This is a genomic window from Parashewanella hymeniacidonis (genome assembly GCF_016900895.1).
In the GTDB taxonomy this organism is placed as follows: domain Bacteria; phylum Pseudomonadota; class Gammaproteobacteria; order Enterobacterales; family Shewanellaceae; genus Parashewanella; species Parashewanella hymeniacidonis.
This window is the reverse complement of record NZ_JAFEUN010000072.1, coordinates 1-25,119: the sequence shown is the minus strand read 5'-3', so window position 1 is coordinate 25,119 and position 25,119 is coordinate 1. Positions and strand designations below refer to the sequence as shown.

General features: G+C 41.2%; 25 protein-coding genes. 12 read left to right on the top strand and 13 right to left on the bottom strand.

The annotated features are described in order from the left end of the window. Window positions 1–377: 377 nt before the first annotated feature. Window positions 378–920, top strand: a complete 543-nt coding sequence (locus tag JQC92_RS14500) for a gamma carbonic anhydrase family protein (RefSeq protein ID WP_205000310.1) — start codon at window positions 378–380, stop codon at window positions 918–920. 6 nt (window positions 921–926) lie between these two features. Here JQC92_RS14500 and JQC92_RS14495 read toward each other — a convergent pair whose 3' ends face one another. Together JQC92_RS14495 and aroE are read right to left on the bottom strand one after the other, a co-directional pair. Next, window positions 927–1,184 carry a DUF1488 family protein gene (locus JQC92_RS14495; RefSeq protein WP_205000309.1) on the bottom strand — a complete coding sequence of 86 codons (258 nt, stop codon included), beginning with the start codon at window positions 1,182–1,184 and terminating at the stop codon, window positions 927–929. Further along, entirely contained in the window at window positions 1,181–2,002 is an 822-nt protein-coding gene (aroE, locus tag JQC92_RS14490; protein ID WP_205000308.1) for a shikimate dehydrogenase, read from the bottom strand. The genes JQC92_RS14495 and aroE overlap by 4 nt, the downstream gene beginning before the upstream one ends. Window positions 2,003–2,064: 62 nt before the next feature. On the opposite strand from aroE, the gene JQC92_RS14485 reads away from it, so the two are divergent. Next, window positions 2,065–2,529 (top strand): group II truncated hemoglobin, encoded by a 465-nt coding sequence (locus JQC92_RS14485; protein ID WP_205000307.1) that lies wholly within the window; start codon window positions 2,065–2,067, stop codon window positions 2,527–2,529. Here the strand turns inward: JQC92_RS14485 and hemF are convergent. The 3 genes from hemF to JQC92_RS14470 are packed head-to-tail and all read right to left on the bottom strand — an operon-like array spanning window position 2,511 to window position 4,574. Then, window positions 2,511–3,422 (bottom strand): oxygen-dependent coproporphyrinogen oxidase, encoded by a 912-nt coding sequence (gene hemF, locus JQC92_RS14480; RefSeq protein WP_205000306.1) that lies wholly within the window; start codon window positions 3,420–3,422, stop codon window positions 2,511–2,513. The two genes, JQC92_RS14485 and hemF, sit on opposite strands and share 19 nt — an antisense overlap. A 13-nt stretch (window positions 3,423–3,435) precedes the next feature. After that, a complete protein-coding gene (tsaC, locus tag JQC92_RS14475) occupies window positions 3,436–3,993 on the bottom strand; it encodes an L-threonylcarbamoyladenylate synthase type 1 TsaC (protein ID WP_205000305.1) in 558 nt (185 codons plus the stop codon). Between the two features lie 17 nt (window positions 3,994–4,010). Continuing rightward, on the bottom strand, window positions 4,011–4,574 hold the full coding sequence (locus tag JQC92_RS14470) for a DNA topoisomerase family protein (protein WP_205000304.1): 564 nt from the start codon (window positions 4,572–4,574) through the stop codon (window positions 4,011–4,013). Between the two features lie 139 nt (window positions 4,575–4,713). On the opposite strand from JQC92_RS14470, the gene JQC92_RS14465 reads away from it, so the two are divergent. Together JQC92_RS14465 and JQC92_RS14460 are read left to right on the top strand one after the other, a co-directional pair. Continuing rightward, window positions 4,714–6,480 carry a collagenase gene (locus tag JQC92_RS14465; protein ID WP_205000303.1) on the top strand — a complete coding sequence of 589 codons (1,767 nt, stop codon included), beginning with the start codon at window positions 4,714–4,716 and terminating at the stop codon, window positions 6,478–6,480. Between the two features lie 132 nt (window positions 6,481–6,612). After that, the gene (locus JQC92_RS14460) at window positions 6,613–9,396 is read left to right on the top strand and encodes a DUF2339 domain-containing protein (RefSeq protein ID WP_205000302.1); all 2,784 of its coding nucleotides are present in this window, start codon (window positions 6,613–6,615) and stop codon (window positions 9,394–9,396) included. A gap of 68 nt (window positions 9,397–9,464) precedes the next feature. On the opposite strand, the gene ddpX is transcribed toward JQC92_RS14460, so the two are convergent. From ddpX to JQC92_RS14440, 4 genes are all read right to left on the bottom strand, one after another. Continuing rightward, window positions 9,465–10,031 (bottom strand): D-alanyl-D-alanine dipeptidase, encoded by a 567-nt coding sequence (gene ddpX / locus JQC92_RS14455; protein WP_205000301.1) that lies wholly within the window; start codon window positions 10,029–10,031, stop codon window positions 9,465–9,467. A gap of 70 nt (window positions 10,032–10,101) precedes the next feature. Further along, complete coding sequence (locus JQC92_RS14450) at window positions 10,102–10,575, bottom strand: DUF494 family protein (RefSeq protein WP_129944771.1); 474 nt, start codon at window positions 10,573–10,575, stop codon at window positions 10,102–10,104. A 3-nt stretch (window positions 10,576–10,578) separates the two neighbouring features. Then, window positions 10,579–11,694 carry a DNA-processing protein DprA gene (gene dprA, locus JQC92_RS14445; protein ID WP_239480578.1) on the bottom strand — a complete coding sequence of 372 codons (1,116 nt, stop codon included), beginning with the start codon at window positions 11,692–11,694 and terminating at the stop codon, window positions 10,579–10,581. Further along, complete coding sequence (locus tag JQC92_RS14440) at window positions 11,691–12,809, bottom strand: LysM peptidoglycan-binding domain-containing protein (protein WP_205000312.1); 1,119 nt, start codon at window positions 12,807–12,809, stop codon at window positions 11,691–11,693. Before JQC92_RS14440 ends, dprA begins: the two co-directional genes overlap by 4 nt. A 189-nt stretch (window positions 12,810–12,998) precedes the next feature. On the opposite strand from JQC92_RS14440, the gene def reads away from it, so the two are divergent. The 6 genes from def (at window position 12,999) to JQC92_RS14410 (ending at window position 20,120) form a co-directional block, all read left to right on the top strand. Further along, on the top strand, window positions 12,999–13,514 hold the full coding sequence (gene def / locus JQC92_RS14435; RefSeq protein ID WP_205000300.1) for a peptide deformylase: 516 nt from the start codon (window positions 12,999–13,001) through the stop codon (window positions 13,512–13,514). Window positions 13,515–13,548: 34 nt separating this feature from the next. Next, window positions 13,549–14,523 (top strand): methionyl-tRNA formyltransferase, encoded by a 975-nt coding sequence (gene fmt / locus JQC92_RS14430; RefSeq protein WP_205000299.1) that lies wholly within the window; start codon window positions 13,549–13,551, stop codon window positions 14,521–14,523. Continuing rightward, window positions 14,520–15,800 (top strand): 16S rRNA (cytosine(967)-C(5))-methyltransferase RsmB, encoded by a 1,281-nt coding sequence (gene rsmB / locus JQC92_RS14425; RefSeq protein WP_205000298.1) that lies wholly within the window; start codon window positions 14,520–14,522, stop codon window positions 15,798–15,800. The genes fmt and rsmB overlap by 4 nt, the downstream gene beginning before the upstream one ends. Window positions 15,801–15,815: 15 nt before the next feature. After that, the gene (gene trkA, locus JQC92_RS14420; RefSeq protein ID WP_205000297.1) at window positions 15,816–17,225 is read left to right on the top strand and encodes a Trk system potassium transporter TrkA; all 1,410 of its coding nucleotides are present in this window, start codon (window positions 15,816–15,818) and stop codon (window positions 17,223–17,225) included. 19 nt (window positions 17,226–17,244) lie between these two features. Beyond that, a complete protein-coding gene (locus JQC92_RS14415; RefSeq protein WP_205000311.1) occupies window positions 17,245–18,687 on the top strand; it encodes a TrkH family potassium uptake protein in 1,443 nt (480 codons plus the stop codon). Between the two features lie 110 nt (window positions 18,688–18,797). Continuing rightward, entirely contained in the window at window positions 18,798–20,120 is a 1,323-nt protein-coding gene (locus tag JQC92_RS14410; RefSeq protein WP_205000296.1) for a hypothetical protein, read from the top strand. A 57-nt stretch (window positions 20,121–20,177) separates the two neighbouring features. Here the strand turns inward: JQC92_RS14410 and JQC92_RS14405 are convergent, their stop codons facing one another. Both JQC92_RS14405 and JQC92_RS14400 read right to left on the bottom strand, forming a co-directional pair. After that, complete coding sequence (locus JQC92_RS14405; RefSeq protein WP_205000295.1) at window positions 20,178–20,762, bottom strand: DUF3157 family protein; 585 nt, start codon at window positions 20,760–20,762, stop codon at window positions 20,178–20,180. 364 nt (window positions 20,763–21,126) lie between these two features. After that, on the bottom strand, window positions 21,127–22,260 hold the full coding sequence (locus JQC92_RS14400; RefSeq protein WP_205000294.1) for an acyl-CoA dehydrogenase family protein: 1,134 nt from the start codon (window positions 22,258–22,260) through the stop codon (window positions 21,127–21,129). Between the two features lie 211 nt (window positions 22,261–22,471). Here JQC92_RS14400 and grxC point away from each other — a divergent pair, with 211 nt between their 5' ends. Beyond that, complete coding sequence (gene grxC, locus JQC92_RS14395) at window positions 22,472–22,726, top strand: glutaredoxin 3 (RefSeq protein WP_205000293.1); 255 nt, start codon at window positions 22,472–22,474, stop codon at window positions 22,724–22,726. Between the two features lie 62 nt (window positions 22,727–22,788). Beyond that, window positions 22,789–24,003, top strand: a complete 1,215-nt coding sequence (locus JQC92_RS14390) for a bifunctional alpha/beta hydrolase/OsmC family protein (RefSeq protein ID WP_205000292.1) — start codon at window positions 22,789–22,791, stop codon at window positions 24,001–24,003. A gap of 51 nt (window positions 24,004–24,054) precedes the next feature. Here the strand turns inward: JQC92_RS14390 and JQC92_RS14385 are convergent, their stop codons facing one another. Together JQC92_RS14385 and JQC92_RS14380 are read right to left on the bottom strand one after the other, a co-directional pair. Next, window positions 24,055–24,360, bottom strand: a complete 306-nt coding sequence (locus JQC92_RS14385) for a hypothetical protein (RefSeq protein ID WP_205000291.1) — start codon at window positions 24,358–24,360, stop codon at window positions 24,055–24,057. 164 nt (window positions 24,361–24,524) lie between these two features. Continuing rightward, window positions 24,525–24,941 carry a type I restriction endonuclease subunit R, EcoR124 family gene (locus JQC92_RS14380; RefSeq protein WP_276315807.1) on the bottom strand — a complete coding sequence of 139 codons (417 nt, stop codon included), beginning with the start codon at window positions 24,939–24,941 and terminating at the stop codon, window positions 24,525–24,527. Window positions 24,942–25,119: the final 178 nt, after the last annotated feature.

Below are 25,119 nucleotides of genomic sequence, written 5' to 3'. Positions count from 1 at the left end.
GGGCTAGGGCTGCGTATTCTACGCATTTCCCTGTGGTCGTCAACACTTTTTTTAAACTTATTTTAAAGAAAGTTTTCGACCGTTTAAAGTGTGTTCAATTTGACTCGAACTTCCTTCAAACCCGACTCGCCAACCTGCTGCTTAATCGCTTAAGAAGCTGTTGTGCCGTGTCAGTGGATGCGCATTATAGGGAGATTCTGAAACCGTGCAACCCCTTTTTTTAAGTTTTTTGCTTTTTAATGTTCGCTTGCTGAAAAAGCAAACTGCATCGTTTATTTTTTCTCTTTTTCGAGCATTTTTCGTGCTGATTTAGCCATATTAGCCCTGTTTCGGTATAGTTCATTCCACTCTATATTTATCCATTAGGCTTTATTGTTATGTCATCGATTCGTTCTTATAAGGGAATGTGCCCTTTTATTGGAAAAAACACTTACATTGATTCAAGCTCAGTGCTTGTTGGTGATATCTATCTTGATGAAGATGTCAGTATCTGGCCGATGGTTGCTGCTCGTGGTGACGTAAATTCAATTAAGATTGGTGCGAGAAGTAACATCCAAGATGGTACCGTCCTTCATGTCACGCATAAATCTGAATCTAATCCTGATGGTTATCCTCTGACTATTGGAGACGATGTCACCGTCGGTCATAAAGCTATGCTTCATGGCTGCACTATTGGTAATCGTGTTTTAGTCGGGATGGGAACACTCATCTTAGATAACGCCACCATTAAAGATGATGTAATGATTGGTGCAGGCAGCTTAGTACCACCGGGCAAAGTTTTAGAGAGTGGTTACCTTTATGTAGGTCGTCCAGTAAAACAAGTACGCCCGCTAAATGATAAAGAACGTACTTTTTTAGGTTATTCTTCGGCGCACTATGTTCGTTTGAAAAATGATTATATTGCCGAAACGGCTGAATAAACTTTTTTAAAAGTAAATGGCGCCGTTTTCATCTAATTCTTCGGCGTCAATTTTTTCTTCGAAGTGTTCTTCTATATCAAATCGAAGCGATTCTGCTACCTCAAAGACGTTGTCTTCATGCACGTCTTCATTAGCTAAGGTATTTAACTGTGCAAGCGATAGATAACACGGAATATTAATACCCATATTTTGCGCTGTAAATTCAATCGTATTCTGCTCTTTGTTGAATACCAAGCCGTCCGTAAAAATTACACTTTGGTTCATTTGAGATTCTCTCTGAGTTTATTCAATACGGCCTTGGCGTCAGGTTGAACATTGAGCCAAATACGAAAGCTGTTTGCGGCTTGATGTACTAACATCCCTAAGCCATCAGCTACGTTATTCGCTTTGTGCTGCTTTGCCCACACTAAAAATGCTGTTGGTTTAGCTGAATAGACCATGTCATAACAGTTAATGTTGTTATGAATCACTCCCACTGGAATACTTGGTACTTCACCCGTTAAGCTTGCTGCTGTGGCATTGATGATCAGATCAAATGGTGTTTCTTGACTCAGTTCATCAAAACCTACAGCGCTTAATTGAGGATGATTGAAGTACTCAACCAAGGCTTTTGCTTTATGTTTAGTTCGGTTAGCGATAACCAACTGTTTTATCTGTTCATTGAGTAATGGCAGGATACAGCCGCGGGTTGCACCACCCGCACCTAGGATTAATATGCGTTTATTAGTTAGCTCACCAAACTGCAGTTTAAGATCAGTAACCAGACCATAGCCATCGGTATTATCACCTTTCAATTTATCTTCAGCTGTTATTGATAAGGTATTCACTGCACCAGCGGCTCTAGCGGTATCCGATAATTCATCACACAACGTTAACGCTTGCTCTTTAAAAGGAACGGTAACATTAGCCCCTAGTCCACCTTCTTTCTTAAACTGCTCAACCGTTGCTTTAAATGACTCTAATGGCGAATAGAGTTTCTCATAGCTCAGAGACTGTTGAGTTTGTTTGGCGAACTCAGCATGAATAAATGGTGATTGACTATGCTCTACTGGGTTGCCAATGACGGCATATCTGTCTGCCATTCAGTTTTCCTTTATAATGCTTTGCAGTTATTCCTTATCATCAAGAATATTAAGACTGCAAAATGAACTGGTTTAAACGTACGCTTTCTAAAATCACTGAACCTAACAGTAATTCTCAATCTTCTCAGCGAGATCCTTGTCAATCTAATGCTTATGATTTGATTGGTGGAGATCACACTATTAAAGCCATTGCGGCGAGTTTCTATCAGTTTATGGATAGTGACCCTCAAGTAAAGCCCTTGAGAGTGATTCATCCTGATTCTCTTACAATATCAGAAGAAAAGCTTTATGAGTTTTTAAGTGGATGGTTAGGCGGACCGCAACTGTTTCAGCAAAAATACGGTAATCCTGCATTGAGAGCGAGACATATGCCGTTTGCCGTTGATGAGACTATGCGGGATCAATGGTTGATGTGCTTTGAGCATGCGTTGAACGAAAACGTTACACAGCCTGAACATCGACAAGCAATCTTTCAGGCTGTTTCAACTCTAGCGGATCATATGCGTAATCAACCTAGCCAATCTTGAGGTTTTAGGTAGTACTCATATAAATCAGCTTCAGGTGTGCCCGCTTCTGGTGAATAGCTGTATTGCCAGCGCACGAGTGGCGGCATTGACATCAATATCGACTCAGTGCGACCGCCTGTTTGCAGCCCAAACAAGGTACCACGATCGTAAACCAAATTGAATTCTACATAACGACCACGGCGATAAAGTTGGAATTGACGTTCTCTTTCACCAAACTCGGTATCCTTTCGGCGCTGAACAATCGGCCCATAAGCTGTTAAGAAACCTTCACCCACCGCTTTCATGTAATTAAAGCTTTGCTCAAATCCATCTTGATTGAGATCATCAAAGAATAGGCCGCCCACACCACGTGTTTCGTTACGGTGCGGTATGAAGAAGTAATCATCACACCACTTTTTATACTTGGGATAAACGTCTTCACCGAAAGCCAGCGACAAATCTTTCGCATTTTGATGCCAAGTGATCACATCTTCTTTGAATGGGTAATAGGGTGTTAAGTCAAACCCGCCACCAAACCACCATACAGGATCAGCGCCTTCTTTGGTTGCAATGAAAAAGCGTACGTTAGCATGAGTCGTCGGCACATAGGGGTTGTTAGGATGAATCACCAATGACACGCCCATAGCTTCAAAACTACGACCCGCTAATTCGGGGCGATGTGCTGTAGCCGATGCCGGCATTTTTGCCCCCATTACATGGGAGAAGTTAACACCTGCTTGCTCAAACACAGCACCATTAGTCAATACACGGCTAGTACCACCGCCACCTTCTTCACGCTCCCAGCTATCGGTAATAAAAGTTTGTTTACCATCTAACTGTTCTAGCTCTTGGCAAATATTCGCTTGTAGCGCCAATAGAAACGTCTTTACTTCTGCAGGGTTTACATTATTCATTGTTGTGCTTTCTCTATCTTAAAATTTGGCCAGTTCTTGCATCTATGATGGTTGACGGTTGGGTTTGTTGCCCCAAATCACCTAAAATCAATGCATCAATGTGCTCATCAAATTGAGCTTTAATCTCATCACCGCTTCGAATCGGTGGTTCACCAGCTAAATTAGCACTGGTTGAAACTAACGGTTTACCTGCGGCATCACACAAATCTTTCACCACGGGATGTGCTGAAATGCGAACTGCGATGGTATCAAAGGTACCGCGCAACTTTGGGCTAACACGCTCAAGCGCTGGCATAACTTGCGTGACCGGACCCGGCCACTTTGATTGTACTTGTTCAACTTGTTGTGGCGTTAACTTAGAGAAATCGACATAATCTTTAAGCTGCTCAAAATCGCTCGCCACAATAATTAAGCCTTTTTCCCAAGGACGCTGTTTTATCTTCAATATCTTTTCTAAGGCTTCAACATTATCAGGATCACAACCAATGCCATATACCGCTTCTGTTGGATAAGCAACAATGCCACCAGCCTCAATGATCGATTTAACTTCAACTGCAGGGATCTTTTTCATTATTGTCTTATTTAACGTTATAGGGTTTGTTTAAATTTACAGGTTTTCTTTGGGCATTCGAGTCGTAAACCACTGCTCATATTACGTTGTACCAACACACCAAAACCACAATCAGGGCATGCTTGATTTACCGGTTTATAATTCAAAATAAACTTGCACTTAGGATAAGCACTGCAAGCATAAAAGTTTTTTCCAAAACGATTAGTTCGGTGCTCTAGATGCCCTTCTTTACACACAGGACAATCGATGACTTCGACTTCGGGTTGCTGATCGTGCTTTTCAATATGATGACATTCAGGGAAGTTAGTGCAACCAATAAAAATGCCATAGCGCCCAGATTTGACCGCCAATTCATGCCCGCATTCAGGACACTTCGAACCTTCAATCACTTGAGAGTCAATGGCTTCATGCTGAACTAACGGTCGAGTATATTGGCACTGAGGGTAATTATTACAACCAAGGAAACTGCCTGATTTTCCGTGTTTCACCGACAATTCACTGCCACAATCCGGGCAACATTCGTATTCTTTTTCCAGCGCATGTTCATGAGCACTGAATAACTGATGGTCGATTTTAGACATGAGAGGCTAGTAAGCTCGATTCACATTGATTTTCGACACATTTTACTGAAGTTACTGGCGTTATACCAATTGATTCACTTTTTGAGGAAAAGATTATATTGTATACAACAATAATAAATAAAAGGAATAAGGACATCTCATGCTCAGTACAAAGACTATAAGTATTGCGACACTTCTGTTGCTTTCACTCACCGCCTGCCAATCAACAACTCAACCACCCACGACAAAGCAAGATATTTCGCCAGTATTACAACTTACCTCTCAGCAGCTTTTCGATGCCAAACAACCATTATTAAATGCTAACGAATTTAATAAGCTCATCAATTACTTATCGAGTGCAAGTGACATAACCTCAGTGAACCAAGCACTTTACTATTTAAGGGCTTACAGTTATTTCGGGCCAGTAAAAGAAGTTTCTGAAACACAAAAGCAGCAATTAGCTGATGTATTAGCGTCTCTGGCGAACAATAAACTGATGGCTTCAAACCCTAGATTCCAAGAACAGTTTGCTGTGACGTTGTATCGTTATTTTAATGATGACAAACAAGCTCAACAGGTCAAAAAGTTACTTCCTATTCTACAAGCTCAACTTAAATTACAAGCTTCAACCAAAAGTAATCAGGCAAATGATTTTGCGTTGTGGGAAAGCTTAAGAGCTTATGGGTTTATGCTGCATAAAGCTGGAAAAAAACCTGATGGCGATCTAGCTAAAGTGCTGATTAATGCGCAAGTCAATAAGCCGATCATTACATTTGCCAGTAGCAACAAAGCCATCATAAAAATGGATGACTGGCCTTTGCAAAATGCCTATTGGGCCTTAGCCTTATATCGTTTAGCGCTGCCTTCCGGTGATGATGGTAAACCAACAGCGGCTGAGCAAGCCACAGACAATGCTGCAACAGCTATTGCTGATGCGGATATTGGCGACCGAGGTGAGCTCGCTAAAATGGCTTATACCTTTGGTTACCATGTAAACACTCAGGCTGGACGTGAGCTTTGTGAAAAAGATACTGAACGTTGTGTTATTCCAAAGCAAGAGATTGCGCTCCCACACCGTCATGACTGTTCGAAGACCACGTTTATCACTCATCAAGATCTCTCAGCAGCTGAATTGGCAGAATCGTGCACTAAACTTACCTCTCAAGAATCTGGATTCCATCAGCTGCTTGCAACACAGCATCAACCCACCGCCAATGATCATAACCATGCCTTAGAAGTGGTGGTGTTTAAAAATTGGAGCCAATACAACGCTTATGGGCAACTCATTTACGACATTCGAACTAATAATGGCGGCATGTATTTAGAAGGTACACCACAAAAACAAGGCAATCAGGCCCGATTCTTTGCGTTCAGGCAATGGTGGGTTGAACCGAAGTTCGCTATTTGGAACTTAAACCATGAATATGTGCATTACCTCGATGGCCGCTTCACCAAATACGGAAAATTTGGTCATTTCCCTAGCCATATGGTGTGGTGGTCTGAAGGTCTTGCAGAATACGTCTCCAAAGGTAACGACAACGAGCGCTCATTCAAACTGGCAAGAGAAAATAGAGATAATGCGCCAGATCTAAAAACCATTTTTGCTACTAAATACGACGATGGTTTAGATAGAACTTATCGCTGGAGCTATCTCGCCATCCGATACTTAGCTGAAAAACACCCTGAGCAACTTATTCGGCTCAGTCAATTTTTAAAAGATGATTATTTTGATGGTTATAAAGATCTACTTGCTGATCTTGAAACACACCAAGCTGATTATGAAATCTGGCTTACCGCACTACTTGAAGCTAACCCTAAACCTGAAGAAAAGGCTAAAGATCGCTTATATAAACTCGACAGATATAGCTATCGTGATTACCTCAAGCCTGACTATCTAGCTTTAGATGATCAGCATAAGCACTATTAAAAGAACACTGAGGCGAAGCTTATAGCTTCGCCTTACAGCTTTCTTTCATTTCAAAAAACACCCTATATTCAAAAAGCCTTGACGACAAACATATGTTAATGTAGAAAAACGACCAAAAACATGGACATTGTAATGGATAGGGATATTGTTCAATTACAAAGTGAACTGGATAAAATAAAAGCTGAGTTTTCTGAAAAAATTGACCATCTTGAGCAACAGATTTTAGCCTATAACTCTACTGGTATTGAAAGCGAGCAAACCGTTACACACTCCACCCCCCAAAGACATCTAGAACCAGAAACGTTTAACAGTCAGACCACGCAAACTGAACTTAAAAGCACTAAAAACACACAGTTCTCTTTTAATTGGCTTGCTTTGTTTCAATCACTGCTATCGATATTATTTGACTGGTTTAACCCAGTTTTTGAAATTATCCAATCTTATAAACGCAAGGGCCAATTACCACTGTTAATTTTAACCATCGTAGGCGTTGGATTAGTGCTCTCTGGCTTTGGTTATTTGATGCAATGGTTTATCGCTGGCTTAGGTGCCGGAGGAAAGTCACTGATATTGCTGGTCTTTGCTTTCTTAGTCATCGCTACAGGGATAGTGATCCGCAAACGTTTTCAACTTGATGAATTTGCAAATGCCATTGTCGCTTTAGGCTTATTGATTTGCTTTAGTACGATTTATTTTGCAGGTAGTGTCTACCAAATATTACCGAGTACAATTGTCATTGTTTGTTATTTAGGTATCGCTTTTCTCAGTCATATTTTTGCCTATTACCTTAATACTAAAATACTCACCACAATAGGGCTCATTGGTTTTACATTAATGCCCGTGCTATCTGGCGCATTATCGTTCGAGCCAACACTCTATTTAACTTATCTTTTAGTGCTTAATATCAGCACATTATGGCTGGCTTCTCGAATGAGAATTTCGTGGCTTCCTTTTATTTGCTTAGCGTTTTCAGTTATTGCTATCGAGTACGCCATATTAAATTACCAAAGCTCACCATCACCATTTTTAATCAATGGATTTTATTGGATATTTGCTGGAGCTTGGCTCGTTACAGCCAATCAACAAACTGAGTTAACCCACAAGCATACTCATCTCTTTCTAGCCATCATTGCCGCAAATATAACTTTGCTGTTGCAATCAGATTTATTTAATAGTCTATCACTGAGTATTTGTTTGAGTGTAAATGCCATACTTTCAGGGTTTATTGCTATAACCAACAAACCCAAGCTCAACGAAAACAGCCGCTTGTTAATCTGGCTAACAGCGGCCATCTGGTCAGCCTTAGCTATTATTGCCTTATTCGACGCTCAATACTGGGGGATTGCCTGGGGTGTTGAAGGGCTGTTATTTCTTGTTATTAGTGGAAAGTTTACTTCGATATCTCTACTACGAGCAGGACAAGGATTAACAACTATCGGCATTATCACATGTTTAATTGCTTTAGCACCTTACTTCCCTCAACCTGCGATCAAGAGTGTTGAGGGTTGGATACTTATTGTGGTGACCTTAGCGTTATTAAGTACTTGGTCAAAAATACAAACAAAATTTTCAACATGGAGTGACAATTTCAGCCTAAATGTATTAAAACCTTCACTAGAGGTACTTGAAGTTGCGTGGGGGCTAATAGTTATCTTGTCCGTGATGGACATGTATTTGGGATTGTGGGTTGGCGCATTGGTAATCCCATTGCAATTTGCAGTACTTTGGCGTTCAAGGCAATGTCAGCATAATTGGCTAGATATCTTGACGATTATTTTGTGCTTTTATCCGTTATTGGTAATTATTTCTACTTCCATTGAGGTAGGTAGTTTCCGTTTCACACTTTTACCTGCTTACGGCAAAGCAGCAGTGATTTCATTATTTGCACAACTTTTATTATGGTCAGAATTTTATCGTCACTTCGAGCCTAAGCATAATTTCAAAAATGCTTCTGAACAGGTACGCATTGTATTTTATGGTTTATTGCCAATTTGCTGGCTTAATTCAGCATTCCGAAACTTTGAAAGCGAAATTTTCTTAATATTATGGGTCTCTCCACTATTGGCAGTGTTGCTATCCCATAAAATTAAAAACAAGTGGCTGGATATCGAAGCAAAAGTCTTATTTATAATATCTGCTATTACTAGTGTTATCCTGATTGGAGATCAAACTTTACTAAACGGATTGATAGGTATATGTGGTTTCTTTGCCTGTTATGCCATAGGCTACCGCTACTTATCTGAGAACAATCAACATACAACAAAACCGTTCATTCTAGGTTGTGGCCTAATCAGCATGAGCTTCATTCTCTCTATCTTTATTGGAAAATTAGCAAATAGCTTTTGGGTTGGGTTTAATGTATTTAACGTATATTGGCTACTCGCTTTTTATGCTTTAGTCAGTATCCATCAATTACAAAAGCATCGAATGATAATCTATGTATCTCTGTCATTGAGTTTATTCATAACGTGGGGGCTATTACTTTTAGACTACCATTACGTCAGTATTATTCTGATTATGATCTTAGTTCTATTCATAAGCTTCCCTAAACATTTCAAAAATACGTTTTTTGGGACGTTGGGTGGACAAAATAACAAGTTATTCCTAAATGCAACCCTTAGTATCAGTTATTGCTGCTTCGTCATTAGTTTACCATTCGATAATTCACATTATTTAATGGCACCATTACTAGTACTTCACGGTATCGCCTTATTGTTTATCATCGATAGAAGTCTTATCAATATTCGATATAGCTTTAGTTGTGTTCTATTAGGAGTAGCTAAAATTGCTTTCTTAGATACTAAAACAGATTTAATATGGCAAAAATTTGTTTTATTAATGGGAGTTGGGCTCGTAATTTTGATATCGGCTTTTGCCTATCAAAAGCTGCAACTCTCCCCGGCTAATTCTGAGTAGCTCAACCTAGTTAGCAATAAAAATACACAATCGTCCCTTTCCTTCCTCCTGAACAAGTCAGGAGGAGATTACTCTTCTAACATCTCACTAATTGCAATATCATGTTCAATAATTGGATATGACTTTAAATCAGGTAATTGATAATGCCACCACTCATTATCATTTTTTTCAAATCCTGCCAGTGACATTGCGCCAGCCAAGATTAAGCGATTTTGCTGAGCTTCGATGTCTACTTCGAAATTGCCATGATGGGCTAATGTACGAAAATCATCGAATCCAGTTCCCATGTTGAGCTCTTTGCCAAATTCATCGACTAAAGTAACATCAAGTGCAACTCCTCTTGGGTGAGGTCGTGCTCCTGAAACCGGATGAGAGATGTATTCAGGGTTCGGAGTATGGTCAAATAACGCTTGCTGGATAACTAACGGCCTAAAGGCATCCCAAATTTTTATTCTTAAGCCTAACGGTCTTAATAAATTCATCGCTTGCTGTAGGCAGGATGCTGCATTTGGGTGTAAGAAGCATTTTGCATGTTGATAGTGTATTTTGCCTGTAAAGTTTGATGGTTTGGCATAAATTAAGTCAATCACAACATCAAAATGTTCAGGATCAATAGATCTTAAATGACTTTGCATTTTTCTCTCCTGAAATACAAGAAAGGAAGCCATCTGCTTCCTTTCTTTACTCGGATTCAACAATCAATTCTTAAGAATGTAAGCGTCCATCCGGCTGTTCAAAGATCAGATCTTCCATCTGCTCATAGGCAGATTGATGACCTGGCGCATTAAATAAAACCATCAAAATGATCCACTTGAGATCATCTAAGTCGAGTTGTGAATCCTCCAATTCCATGACACGGTCAATGACCATTTCCCTTGTCTCAACACTCAGTACTTTGATGTGTTCTAAAAACATCAAAAAACCGCGACTTTCAACATCGAGTTTTTCCATTTCCTCTTTGGTATATATGCGAAAGGTTTGCTGATTATGATCGCGTAAGTAAGGCACGTCCTTACTTTGTAACTCTGCCAGACGCTCTAACCAATCTAAGGCTTTGATAATATCTGACTGATGGAAACCAGCACGTGTTAGCTCATTAGTAAGTTGGTCTTCATCAACAAGAAGTTCCGTCTCACCGTGAACATAGTTTTCGAAAAGGTACATTAAAATGTCGAACATCAGCTAACTCCTCTTCAGTTTGACGTAACCACCAGGTACGGCAGAAATCCAGCCTTGTAACTCTAACTCTAACAACTGTTCGAGAACCTGATCTATGGTTGCTCCACTATGCTCGACTATGGCATCAATTGCCGTAGCCTCATAGCCTACACTAGCCAAGAGTTTCGGAAATGGCAAATCCAGATCCACTTCTTGACAGATATTGTGGCGACTTTTGATTTCTTCAAGGTGAAACTGATAAATGCTTGGTAATTCTTCCAATACATCATCCACACAATCCACTAGCTTGGCGCCTGATTTAATTAAATCATGACACCCTTGGCTCTGATGACTCAACACACTGCCTGGCAAGGCGAAAACTTCTCGACCCTGTTCATTTGCAAGTCTTGCTGTAATTAACGAACCACTTCTGCGGCTAGCTTCAATCACCACCGTACCTAAACTAAGACCGCTGATAATCCGATTTCGTTTCGGAAAATTCCCCGCATAAGGTTGCGTATCCGGCCAGAACTCACTGACGACACAACCTTGCAGCTGAATATCATGATATAGCTTTTGGTGGCGTTTGGGATAAACCACATCAACCCCAGTACCAAGAACTGCAATTGTCTTACATTCTTGATCATTACTAGCGGCTAAAGCTCCAGAATGCGCTGCGCCATCAACTCCAGCGGCTAAGCCACTGCTGACAACGATACCTCTCTCCACCAATTGCTGAGCGAACTCATAACTGTGTTTCAAGCCTGTAGGAGTGGCATCTCGACTTCCTACAATAGCAACAGAGGGAATGGATAATGACACCACATTTCCCTTTACGAACAGTAAAAACGGAGCAGAATCAATTTCTTTCAATAATGGAGGATAAAGGTGATCGTCAAAAGTTAAAATATGGTGGCTATCATCTGCCTCTAACCATGTCAGTGCTTGGTCGACCCGTTGAGGGTTTAATTTAAACTGTCTTTTGGGTCGAGATGACTCTGGAATATGTTTAAATGACGTTGTAAGAGCTTGGCGTAATTCAGCCAAGCTCATGTTTTGTAGAAATTGTTGAATCTGAACAGGCCCTAGCCCAGATACCGCACAAACAACTAACCAATCGGCCAGTTGTTTGTCGTTCATTCAACTAAAAGCTTCAACGACTTAGGTGATGCTAACATATCGTCGATTCTAACCGGACGTTCGTTGAGCATGATTAAACCTAAACTCACATCTTCAAATGACTTAAAGATAATTAAATTGCCTCGATGTGTTTGTGGGACTCTGATGGCGCTTTCTTCAGAAACGGTAGCAATAAAGTCATCGTAGATATTACGGTCACGCTGTTGAACTGGCTTATTATTACTACCAATGACAACTTGGTCACCTTCACGCATAATGTCAAACACCTGCCCTGGCATCACACCTTGATGGCGGCCACCATCAACATACACCACATTTAAGTGGCCCGCTTCACGTTGAGTATTGCCAATGGCAATCACTTTGGTCGTTTGCGAAGGATTTCCTGCTGAAGGCATATAAAAAGCAGACATTAACGCTTCTTCATCAACAGGCAATACTATAAAACCAGCTTCAGTTTCGCGGACATTACTCAATAGTCTCACTTTAGACACTGAGCCAGACTCAATCACTCGACCACTTGCGGCTAAAATCAATTCTCGACCAAGATGCTCACCGGATTCTGAGGACACAAACTCACGTCCCTCTTCGTAGATCCCTAGCTTTTCACCAACAGGTAATTGGCTGTCTATATAAATGACATCACCTTGAGCGTGATAACGAGATTCTCTTTCTCCACCAAGAACCTGTGGTTGCCCTTCCAACCACTTCATATCTTCAACACGGTTTTGAGATAAATAAGACTGAATCAGTGATAACTCGATAATGGGAATAGCAGAGCGCTTTGGAATTTTTCGCCCATGCGGGCTCATATGAACAACGGCTTTTTTCTTGTATTCTTGTTTGACGAGACGTGGCTGACCATTAACAAAAATTAATGTTAAAACATCGCCGGGATAAATGAGGTGCGGATTGGCGACTTGTGGATTGGCTCCCCATAGCTCAGGCCACTTCCATGGATCATTAAGAAAATGCTCAGAAATGTCCCATAACGTATCGCCTTTCTTAACGGCATAAGAATCAGGGTGGTTCTTCTTTAACACCAACTCATCAGCTAACACACTGAAACTGAGCAGGAAAAAGATTAAAAAAGTTAAACGTTTCATGAAACTGTCCATGTCAAAGTTGAGCTTTGTATCAGCTTTTGCTGTTATTGATACCGCTAAAGGATTAAAATTAAACAATATGAGTATTTAATTTATTATATCCTCCGGATATTAATTGGTCAGTATATACTTGCTGTAAATGAAGTTGCAATTTATACGCATATAAATTCTGGCCTATTTTTAATCATTTAGAGTGAATTTATGACAATTTTAACCGTATTACGCTTTCCAGACGAACGTTTACGTACTGTGGCTAAGCCTGTTACCGATTGGGGTGAACAACTGCAGCAGCAAATTGATGACATGTTCGAAACCATGTACGAACAAAAAGGTATTGGTTTAGCGGCAACCCAAGTTGATTTTCACCAACAACTGATTGTAATGGACTTATACGACGAAGAAGATCGTCCTAAAGTCTTTATCAACCCTCAAATTGTGGCCAGTAGTGGGCAATTTACCAATGAAGAAGGCTGTCTGTCTGTACCCGGTGTGTTTGCAAAAGTAGACCGTTCAGAGTTTGTGACTTTAAAAGCGAAAGACAGAGAAGGCACAGAGTTTATTGTTGAGGCCGATGGGTTATTTGCGATCTGTATTCAGCATGAGATAGATCACCTTAATGGGAAACTGTTTGTGGATTACTTATCGCCACTCAAACGCAACCGAATCAAAGACAAATTAGAAAAAGAAGCTCGCCAAACGGCAAAAGAAGACCAATAGCCCTTAAAAAGAATTTATTACTAAAGGCACGAAATTGAAACCACTAAAAGTTATATTTGCCGGTACTCCGGATTTTGCTGCTCGCCACTTGCAGGCGCTACTCGACTCTGAACATAATGTTATTGGCGTTTACACCCAACCCGACCGCCCAGCGGGTCGAGGTAAGAAACTGCAAGCCAGTCCAGTAAAGCAGCTCGCCGAAACGCACAACATTGCGGTATATCAACCACAATCCTTGCGAAAAGAAGATGCACAACAAGAACTCGCCGCATTAAATGCCGATATCATGGTTGTTGTGGCTTATGGATTGATCCTCCCACAAGTTGTTTTAGATACACCTAAGCTTGGTTGTATTAATGTTCATGGTTCTATTTTGCCGAGATGGCGAGGTGCGGCACCGATCCAACGCGCAATTTGGGCTGGGGATACAGAAACGGGTGTCACCATCATGCAAATGGACATTGGGTTAGATACCGGCGACATGCTACTGAAAACACGCTTACCCATTGAAGACGAAGACACTTCTGCAACACTTTACGAAAAACTGGCGAATCAAGGCCCTAACGCTTTAATTGAAGCCTTATCAGGTTTAGCGTCAGGAACGCTCAACGCAGAAAAGCAAGACGACTCGTTAGCGAACTATGCTGAAAAGTTATCCAAAGAAGAAGCAGAAATAGACTGGACTAAATCAGCGACTCAATTGTGGCAAGAAGTGAGAGCCTTTAACCCATGGCCTGTTAGTTTCTTCAAGCATCATGAGCAAAACATTAAGGTGTGGCAAACTCAAGTGCTCTCAGAACAACACGATAAACCCGCTGGCACCATTGTGAGTGCAAATAAACAAGGTATTGATATTGCCGTGGCTGATGGCACTTTACGTTTACTCTCTCTGCAATTGCCAGGTAAAAAACCGCTTTCTGCTGCAGAGATTATGAATGGCCGAGCGGATTGGTTTGAAGTAGGAACGCAACTGAGTCTTAAGCAAGACACTAACGAGGCCGCTAAATGAATATCAGAGCCTTAGCCGCTAAAGCCATATTTTCAGTCCTTGAGCAAGGTGTATCACTCTCAGTTGCATTGCCAAAACAACAGCAGCAATTACAAAATGGCAAAGATAAAGCCCTTTTAGCCGAACTCTGTTATGGTTTGATGCGTCACCTGCCGCAAATAGATAAATGTGTCAGTGATTGTTTAAGTAAACCATTCAAAGGAAAACAACGCATTGTGCATCAATTGCTGTTAGTCGGCTGTTATCAATTGTATTTCACTCGCATTCCTGAGCACGCTGCCATTTCTGAAACCGCAGAAGCCTGCCGACAGCTTAAATTTGATGGCCTAGTAAAAGTCGTTAACGGTGTACTCCGCAATATTCAGCGAAATAAAACCGAATTAAGTACGGCGAACCCAGTTTTAGAGTTTAATACACCAAGCTGGATCATTAAACGTTTGCAGCAAGCTTACCCAGATACTTGGCAACAAGTGATTGAGCAAAGTCATCAACGCCCACCGATGTGGTTACGTAACAACCAAAAAGTGCAATCTCGAGATTCGTATTTACAGTTGCTGCAACAGATTGAAATTTCTGCATCAAAAGGAGATAACTCCAACGCTATTTTACTTGAGAAACCAGTGGATGTGATGCAGTTACCAAACTTCGAACAAGGTTCTGTATCCGTTCAGGATGCTGCGGCACAATGGGCGGCTGAATTATTAGCACCACAAGATGGAGAGCTAATCCTTGATGCTTGTGCCGCACCTGGTGGCAAAACGTGCCACATTTTAGAGTCTGCTAATACGGATGTTGTCGCTGTAGATTTTGATGAGAAGCGTTTAGAACGGGTATCAGAAAACTTGGAACGCTTAGCACTTACCGCTAAAGTCATTCATGGTGATGCCGCTGACATTCCTTCTTGGTGGAACGGTGAAAAGTTCGATCGAATTCTGTTAGATGCACCTTGTTCAGCAACAGGAGTCATTCGTCGTCACCCGGATATTAAATGGTTACGCAAAGAAGCCGACATTACAGAACTGGCTAAGTTACAACAAAAAATTGTCGATCATTGTTGGCAATGGTTGAAACCTGGGGGTACGCTTATTTATGCGACCTGCTCAATTTTACCGCAAGAAAATACAGAGCAAGTGGAAGCCTTTCTAGCTCGAACTGACGATGCTGAGCTATTAACGATCGACCAGCAAGCTGACAAATCAGCAATTGGCTGGCAAATCCTTCCGGGTCAAAGCCAAATGGACGGATTCTATTATGCAAGGTTGCAAAAACAAAAATAAGGATAATCGTAAGTCATGAAAATTATCATATTGGGTGCAGGACAAGTGGGCGGTACGCTCGCTGAAAACCTTGTGGGTGAAAATAATGACATCACCCTAATCGATAATGACAAAGAACGTCTTCGTACGCTGCAAGATAAGTTCGACTTGCGAGTAGTCATTGGTCATGGTGCACATCCTGACGTGCTCAAAGAGGCGGGCGCAGAAGACGCTGACATGCTGATTGCCGTAACCAACAGCGATGAATGTAACATGTCTGCTTGTCAGATTGCTTACACCCTCTATGGTACGCCAACAAAAATTGCTCGTATTCGCTCAGAGCAGTATTTAAACCTGAAAAACAAACTCTTCATTAATACGGAACTTAAAAACACGGATAACCGTTTGCGTGGTGGCTTTGTGATTGATGAATTGATTGCACCAGAGCAATTAGTCACTTCATACATTCATCGTTTGGTTGAATACCCAGGTGCATTGCAAGTGCTTGAGTTTGGTGAAGGTCGTTTAAGCTTAGTGGCGATTAAAGCATATTATGGTGGCCCTCTTGTTGGTAATGCTCTTGCAGCGTTGCGTGACCACATGCCGAACATAGATACTCGTGTCGCAGCGATTTTCCGTCAAGGCCAACCGATTATGCCGCAAGGTACCACCGTGATTGAAGCAGATGATGAAGTGTTCTTCGTTGCCGACAGTCGCCATGTACGAGCGGTCATGAGTGAAATGCAAAAGCTGGATAACTCCTATCGCAATATCATGATTGCTGGCGGAGGAAACATTGGCTTAGGGTTAGCGCAGAAGCTTGAACGCAGTCATGCCGTAAAACTGATCGAACATAAAGCAGAGCGTGCTGAAGCACTTTCAGAGCGGTTGGAAAATACAACGGTATTTTGTGGTGATGCGGCCGACCAAGAATTATTAATGGAAGAACACATAGACCAAACGGATGTGTTTATTGCCGTAACCAATGATGATGAAGCCAACATCATGTCAGCATTACTAGCAAAACGCCTAGGCGCTAAAAAAGTCATGGTACTGATTCAGCGTGAAGCTTACGTAGATATTGTGCAAGAAGCGAACATCGATATTGCGATTTCACCGCAGCAAGCTACGATTTCAGCCTTGTTGACTCACATCCGTCAAGGCGATATTTGTAACGTTTACTCTTTAAGAAGAGGCGCTGCTGAAGCTATTGAAGCCATCGCTCATGGTGATGCCAGCACTTCCAAAGTGGTCGGTAAGCAGATTGGCAACATAAAATTGCCACCAGGTACTACAATTGGAGCTATTGTTAGAGATCAAGAAGTACTCATGGCACATGATAAAACGGTAATCGAGCAAGGAGATCATGTGATTTTATTCTTAGTGAATAAGAAGTTTATCGGCGAAGTCGAAAAACTGTTCCAGCCGAGCGCCTTCTTCTTCTAAGCGAGCGCCATTGAAATCAATCATTAATTTTAGGCCTGTCGTATTTACTCTGGGAACATTTTTATCCATGCTCTCAGGGTTTATGCTTATCCCGCTTGGGTTTGCACTTTATTACGGCGAAGACACCAGTGTCGCCTTTATTCAAGCTCTGGCCATCACCAGTATTTTTTCCAGTGTCTGCATTCATCAAGGACAAAAGTCCAAAATTCAGCTTGATATCCGTGAAATGTTTTTACTCACCAGTATCACCTGGTTTGTGGTGAGTTTGTTCGCCGCCCTGCCCTTTACTTTCTATCATGGTATTGGCTATACCGACGCGTTTTTTGAAACCATGTCGGGGATCACGACGACAGGCTCTACGGTGTTTTCAGGTCTGGACGAAATGGATCACAGCATTCTTATCTGGCGTTCCTTACTGCAATGGCTCGGTGGCATTGGATTTATTGTCATGGCAGTGGCAATTTTACCATTCCTAAACGTGGGGGGAATGCGCTTGTTTCGCACAGAATCATCAGACTGGAGCGATAAAAGTACGCCGCGAACCCAAGACATGGCGAAGAATTTATTCTTTATCTATATCTTACTCTCTATTGCTTGTGCCGTCGCTTATCATCAAGCTCATATGAATTGGTTTGACGCTATCAATCATGCAATGACAACAATCTCTACAGGCGGTTATTCAACCTCAGACAAATCCATGTCCGGCTTCTCAACTCAAGCCCAATGGGTAGGCACCATCTTTATGGCCGCTGGCGGCTTACCACTGATTTTATTCGTGCAATGTATTCAACAGCGAAGCCTTAAAGTATGGCGAGACGAACAAGTCAGAGGCTTTTTAAAGTTCATCACATTTGTGTCAGTTTCATTAGCGTTATGGTTTTGGTACACCCATGATTTAACCTTAATTGATGCCCTTAGGCTGGCAAGCTTCAATGTCGTTTCCGTTGTAACCACAACGGGATATGGTCTCACCGATTATGGTCAATGGGGCGGCGTCGCTTACATTGTTTTTTTATTTTTAATGTTTGCAGGCAGCTGCTCTGGTTCTACTTCTGGTGGTATGAAAATTTTTCGCTTTCAAATTGCATTTGCCATCATGCGTGAACAATTAAAACTGCAAATTCACCCCAATGGCGTATTTACTGAACGCTATAATGGGCGCACGATTAAGCCAGATATTGTCCGCTCACTCGTTACCTTCTTCTTTCTATACATTGGCGTTGTCATCTTACTGACGATTGTTTTGGTTCTCACCGGGTTAGATCCTGTATCCAGCTTTAGTGGCTCGATTACTGCCGTCAGTAACGTTGGCCCAGGACTTGGCCCTGTGATCGGTCCTTCGGGGAATTTTGCAGGCTTAACGGATACTGCGAAGTGGGCGTTATCGATAGGTATGCTTTTAGGGCGATTAGAGATTTTAACTGTTGCCGTGTTATTGCATCCTAAGTTTTGGAAGTATTGAAATCTGAATAAGTTATCCATTTATTTCAACTATTAATTAACTTTAATTTACCCTTAATCTTCAATTTAGGTCTAGTAACTATAATACAATATACTATCAACAATTCAGACATGATTATGTTCCCTCGTTTACTTCCAAGCTCCACTGGCTCTGAGTATGGTTTATTACCTGAAGATCGTGAAGAAGAGATAACTGAAGCACAGCTTCGAGGCAATGATTCAGCCGCCTCTGCATATTTGCAAGAGAATAGAGATAAACCAGAAGCAGAGGCGTCTCCTAGAGCCCCTTCTCTCTTAGACTTTACAACAACCCCTGAAACAAGTAGATTTCACAGAAATGTTCTTAGGGGATTGACCCCTTCAGATATATCTAAAGTCGACAAGATTATTTCTCAACTCAATAATACACTCACACTTACTGAAGCTAGTAGCTTAGTTGATCAAGCCAACCAGATACTCGTTGTAAAAGGGAAACCTATAGGCGTTTTCAGTCTTAAAACTGTTGAGGGGTCAGCATCTGCAAAAGGTAGCACTGTTCGCAAACTGAGTTTTGAATTAAAAAAGGTCAAAGGTCATTGTGTGGTACATAAACAAGGATATGATTTTAGGGGTTTACCAGATCACTTAAACTTAAAAAAAATAACCCTCTCTTTTACATCTAATGATTTTCATGCGCTTAATAAGTTCCAAGAATTCTTAAGATCCCAACCAGGTTTATCCGAAAAAGATTACCATAGACATAGTTGCGCCTTCGGTTGTAGATTGAATGATCTTAAGAAGCCATATGATTCGAATCGATTACAAATCTACTGTTCGAATCTGAATAAATTGCTCAAACAATTTAACCATCCAGCAATTTGCGTCCTGTTCAAGGTTTCAGAAAACTCCAAAGACTCAGTTACTTACAGGGTTGAAGTGAAAAATGATCTAGATTTCACGGGAAACTCTGAACTATGGTCTCTTGAAGTATCTGTAAGGCCAATCAGACATCCAGAAGTCGGTTTTGTGGAAAGAGAATCAAGACAATACCAACGCCAACAAGCAGAGGAAGCAAAGGCGGCTAAAGTAAAACAATGCTCTGAAAAAGCTGAAGCCTGTTTCTCTGATGATACTCAATTATGTAGGTTGAAAAAGTATATGAGTTTTAAAGATGGAGTATATTCTCTATATCCAATAACTTCGCTTTCACAGCGAGCGCTTGTTATAAACTTTCAATTAGAAGATCTTGTTGTAGCACTGAACAAAAAAGATATTGATAGAGCCTCCGAAATTACAGGCTACGCTTTTCCAAGAAGAACTCTATTAAGTGATTCGAAGACATACAGAATGGCAAAAGATTCTCGCATATTTCCTGTGAAGCCAGCAGAAGAAGCTAACACAGTATCACAGGAATTGGCTAAAGATCTTGGAAAGCTATGTGATTCAATATTATAAAAGTTATAGAATTGCTTATCTAAGTTTACAAAGAATAATTATTGAGCCTCAATAAAATCAATTTCTTGTCGAAATATCGCTGATCTCAGCCTTTAACTCGTAGCTTGATAATTTGCCTACAGGTATTTTTAAAGCAATACCTTTTGCTTGCTTCCCTGATCGTAAGTAAGTTTCAGGCAATCGTTTCACAGATGTCCAAACACTGGTTTCATCCTTAACGATTTGCTGCCTTTGAGAATCAAAGAGTGTGTATGTGATATCAACTTTGATTACGGATGACTTACCACTATTGGTAACACTCACAGGTATCACTAATGCCCCTTGCTCATAACGGGCTGCATGAAACAGCAAGCCAACACCAGACTGTTCGAGTTGTAAAATGTTTTTATCGGAACCTAATTGAACCTGAGCAAAACGTTGCTGAGGCAGTGAGACAACAGGAATCGCTTGCTGAGGCTTTGTTTTAGTACTCTGTTCTTTCACTCTTGATTGCTGACTTTGCGCTTGCGGCTGAACATATGACCACGTAAAATCATCATGTAACACCACGCTTCTACCATCTTTTAATTGAATTACAGTATCGGCTGCAAATGCATTACAGCAAAGCAATACACTGATAACTCCTAACATCAACTTTTTCATTAATAGTCACCTGACAATGCTCATTTATTCATAAGCATAAACGCCTTTTTAGTTTATACCCATGATACCTGAAGATGCATGTTTCAGGACTTTCTCAGCGCCAATTCTTTGAGGCGCATTAGCGAAGGAATATCGGGATTCTTTCGAGCTAATGTAACAAAGAAGAATTGGCGCTGAGAAGTCCACGAAGTACGAGTTGCACAGCGTGTTACTCTGTGTTGCCAGTGCTAACAATAGCTCACTATTGCCGCACACTGTCGCCTTGATTAACAAGCTGTGCATACTCGCTGAAATCGAACATCTTCAGGTATCATGGGTATAAAACGATTGCATACATTGTAACTTATATTAATGGCAAAAAAACTCAACCTTTAACTTGATTCATTGCCTCAATTGCCTCTTGGCCTATCAGCTCTAACGCTGTGTCTCCTTTAGGCGGTTGCATTAGCCCAGCTCTGACATCTCGAAAATATCTCTCTAGAGGCAATCGACACGTTAACCCTGTACTTCCTGCTATTTCAAGCGCAGTTTGTGTGACTTCACAGGCGACTTTTAAGGCAAAATACTTCGCAGCCACGACTTTAGTAAACTGCCTTTGCTCCCATGATTCTGCCGCTTCGAGTAACAATGCCCTAGCGGCTTGGAGTGAAATATCTATGTCACCAATTTGCCTCTGAATCCCGGGTAATGTTGCAATTGGTTTCCCTAAAACGGTGGGGGTTCTTTCTAACGCATATTGAATGACAGCATTACGAGCACCAATAGCTGCTCCTAAGTACACGCTAGATACCATCATGATAAACCATGCTTTTCCGCTTAATTCTGCCTTATTAGATTCTGAAATTAATAGGTTTTCAACTGGCACAAGTACATCACTGAATATAACGTCATGACTATCACTGGCTCGCAGTGATAACCCTTCTCCCCAAGTTTCTTGCCATGAAATGCCATTACGATGATTTTCCACTAATACCACTTTTGGCTCACCTTCATAATCGATCGTCACCAGTAGGTGAGTAATATGTTTACCGCCTGTCGTGCAGATTTTTCGGCCGTTAATCAGTAAACCATCACTTGTCCGTGTTGCAGTGGTTGCATACATTTGCCCTCTTGATGGGCTCCCCAATTCAGGCTCTGTCCCTGCAAAATTGAATATTGCCCCAGCAACAGCCTCTTTACAAAAGCGAACATAATGGTGTTCACTCCATAGAGGATGCTCCTGCGCTTGCCCAAAAATATGCAGTGGCATTGCAGCAACTAACGCCGTTGCAGGACTTCCCTGTGCAATTTCTAACTGAGCACGAATACAGTCTTTGATGAACAATCCAGAACCACCAAACTTCTTAGGAATATTTAATGTGAGGTAACCGGAGGACTTAAGTGCATTAACATCTTCTTTTGGCAGCTTACCATGTTTATCAGCCTCGCTTGCACGAGCAGCAAACTGCACAGATAATTGCTTTGCCAGATCAATTGCACTTTTATTCGTATATTCCATTCACATGCCAGCTCATTCAAATTAGATATAACCTATTAGGTAAGTGTATGTTAAAAGACATAAATACGAGCTGAATGAACGAAACTCTCTGTAGCTAATCAATGATCTTTTAGACGCTCAGACAAGAAAACTAGACACTGACACATGGCTGAAACTCACCAGTCATCCATGATATCAACCCTAAACAAAACTGATTTAACGGTGAAACATCATGGCAAAGGTTGAAATTTATACAAAAGATTACTGCCCGTACTGCAAGCGAACCAAAGCAACACTGACTGATTTAGGCGTAAGCTTTGAAAACTATGAAATCACAGACAATGAGCCGATGAGGCAACAAATGATCGCTCGCAGTAAGCGTAAAACCGTACCGCAAATATTCATTAACGATCATCATGTAGGTGGTAATGATGACCTACACACGGCATTAAAAAACGGTACATTAAAGAAGTTACTACAAAAATAATTGCTCCATAAACGAGTCTCAACGCATATTATTTAGAACAACAAGCACAATAGGTAAGCCATATGAAAACTGAACGTCACGAATTGACAGGCCATGATGGTTCAACCCTTGCAGCTCGCTTGGACTTACCTACAGGTAAGCCTGCAGCTTATGCTTTATTTGCCCATTGCTTTACTTGTTCTAAAGATATCCCTGCAGCCAGAAGAATTGCCCAACGCCTTGCATCATTAGGCATTGCGGTTCTCAGGTTTGATTTTACAGGCTTAGGGCACTCTGACGGCGAATTTGCTAACACTAATTTCAGTTCAAACATTGAAGACTTATTGCTCGCAGCCAATTACTTAAGAGAAAACTATGAAGCACCACAGCTGCTGATTGGTCATTCATTAGGAGGCGCAGCGATACTCGCCGCTGCAGGAAAAGTACCCGAAGCGAAAGCGGTGATCTCAATCGGAGCTCCTGCCGATCCGCATCATGTTGCGCATAACTTTGGACAAAAAATCGAGTCGATTGAAACTGGTGGCCAAGCCGATGTGCAATTGGGAGGTAGAACCTTTACCATCAAGCAACAGTTTTTGGATGATATTTCACAAAGCGCATTAGAGCCAGAAATTGCTTCGATGAAAAAGGCGTTATTGGTGTTACATGCACCATTGGATAAAACCGTTGAACTTGATAATGCAGCTCGCATTTTTCAAATGGCCAAACACCCTAAAAGTTTTGTGACGTTAGATGATGCCGATCACTTACTCACCAATCCGAAAGATGCCGAATATGCCTCAGATATTATTGCAGCATGGGTGCAGAAGTACATTAACGTCAGTTTGTTACCCAAATTAATGAATGCGCCAGAAGGCATTGTGCGAGTGAGCGAAGCGAACCCTGACAGCTTTACTCAAGATATCAGTGCGGCTGGACACCACCTAATTGCAGATGAGCCTGAAAATTACGGCGGCGACTTTCTAGGTGCCACGCCGTATCAATTAGTCAGTGCAGGACTTGGCGCCTGCACATCAATGACGATTCGAATGTACGCTAAACGCAAAAAAATACCGCTCGAACACGTACAAGTGGACATCAGTCACGACAAGATTCATGCAACCGATTGTGAACATTGCGAACAGACAACAGGAAAAATTGATCAATTCACTCGTAAAATCATCTTAACAGGAGATCTTAGCGAGGAAGATAGACAACGCTTACTGGCGATTGCGGATAAATGCCCCGTTCATCGTACCTTGGAAGGTGAAGTGAATATTAAGACGGATTTGATTTAGTTTTTATGAATGAATAGTTTTGAGCTATCCATTCAAGCAGCAATATCTTATTTATAGATGCTTTTTCAAAAAGTTCTTACAGTCATCTTTAGCCCAATGTTTGTCTAAATATTTCGTCTCTTTAATCACGTATTTTACGAAACCTTTTTTTCCTATATAGTCTGAACCTATTCCATCAGCTTTTAACTGTGATAAACCAGCTTTAATCTGCCAGCCTTGCTTAGTTTTATCTTTTGCGAGTATTTCCGCACAATAATTAAATTTTGCATTGAAACCCGCAGCAACTTTAGTACTGAATGATGCAGAGTTTGCAAAAGGTGTAATCATCAGCATTCCAACGAGTAGTAATCTTTTCATTATCTCTCTCTAAGTTAAGTGCAGTATATTCTTACTGAGCAAAGCACGCTCAGTAATATTATATTTTCACGTAGATAAAATACTGTGATTAACTTCATCACTCTTGTTATCAATGCACCTATGAGTAAAACGCAGCGGCATTGTTTAAAGATCTGAAATCAGCATCAATGAAAACCACTGATGAACGTCTCAGTAAATGCTTTAAGCCTTTCAGTAATTCTCGGCAAAATGGTTCTTCGTGTTCGGAAGGTCATCTTCTCAGTGGTCAGCTGGGCAATATCGTCAGATTTAAGACCGTCCACATCAAGACCATTCTCAATGCTAGTGATCATCTCACTAAACTTGTCCGAGTCTAACTTTTCCTCGGCAGTGATCTGGCTCATCTCTTTTTGCTTCTGCTCTTCGATATACTCGTCAAACTCATTGCCTTGCAATAATCCTTGCAGGTTCTTCTCAATGAAGTCCTCAATAAGCTTGCGCTTACTGTACAGTGTTGGCTCTGTAGCCAGTAGATTTGCAATGATCTGACGCTTCTTCTCCTTAGCTTCGCCACTTGGTTCTTCAAGCATGGTTTGCAACAAGTGGCGTATATACCCATGATACCTGAAGATGCTCGATTTCAGCGAGAATGCACAGCTTGTTAATCAAGGCGACAGTGTGCGGCAATAGTGAGCTATTGTTAGCACTGGCAACGAAGAGTAATAAGCTGTGCAACTCGCACTGCGTGGACTTCTCAGCGCCAATTCTTCTTTGTTACAT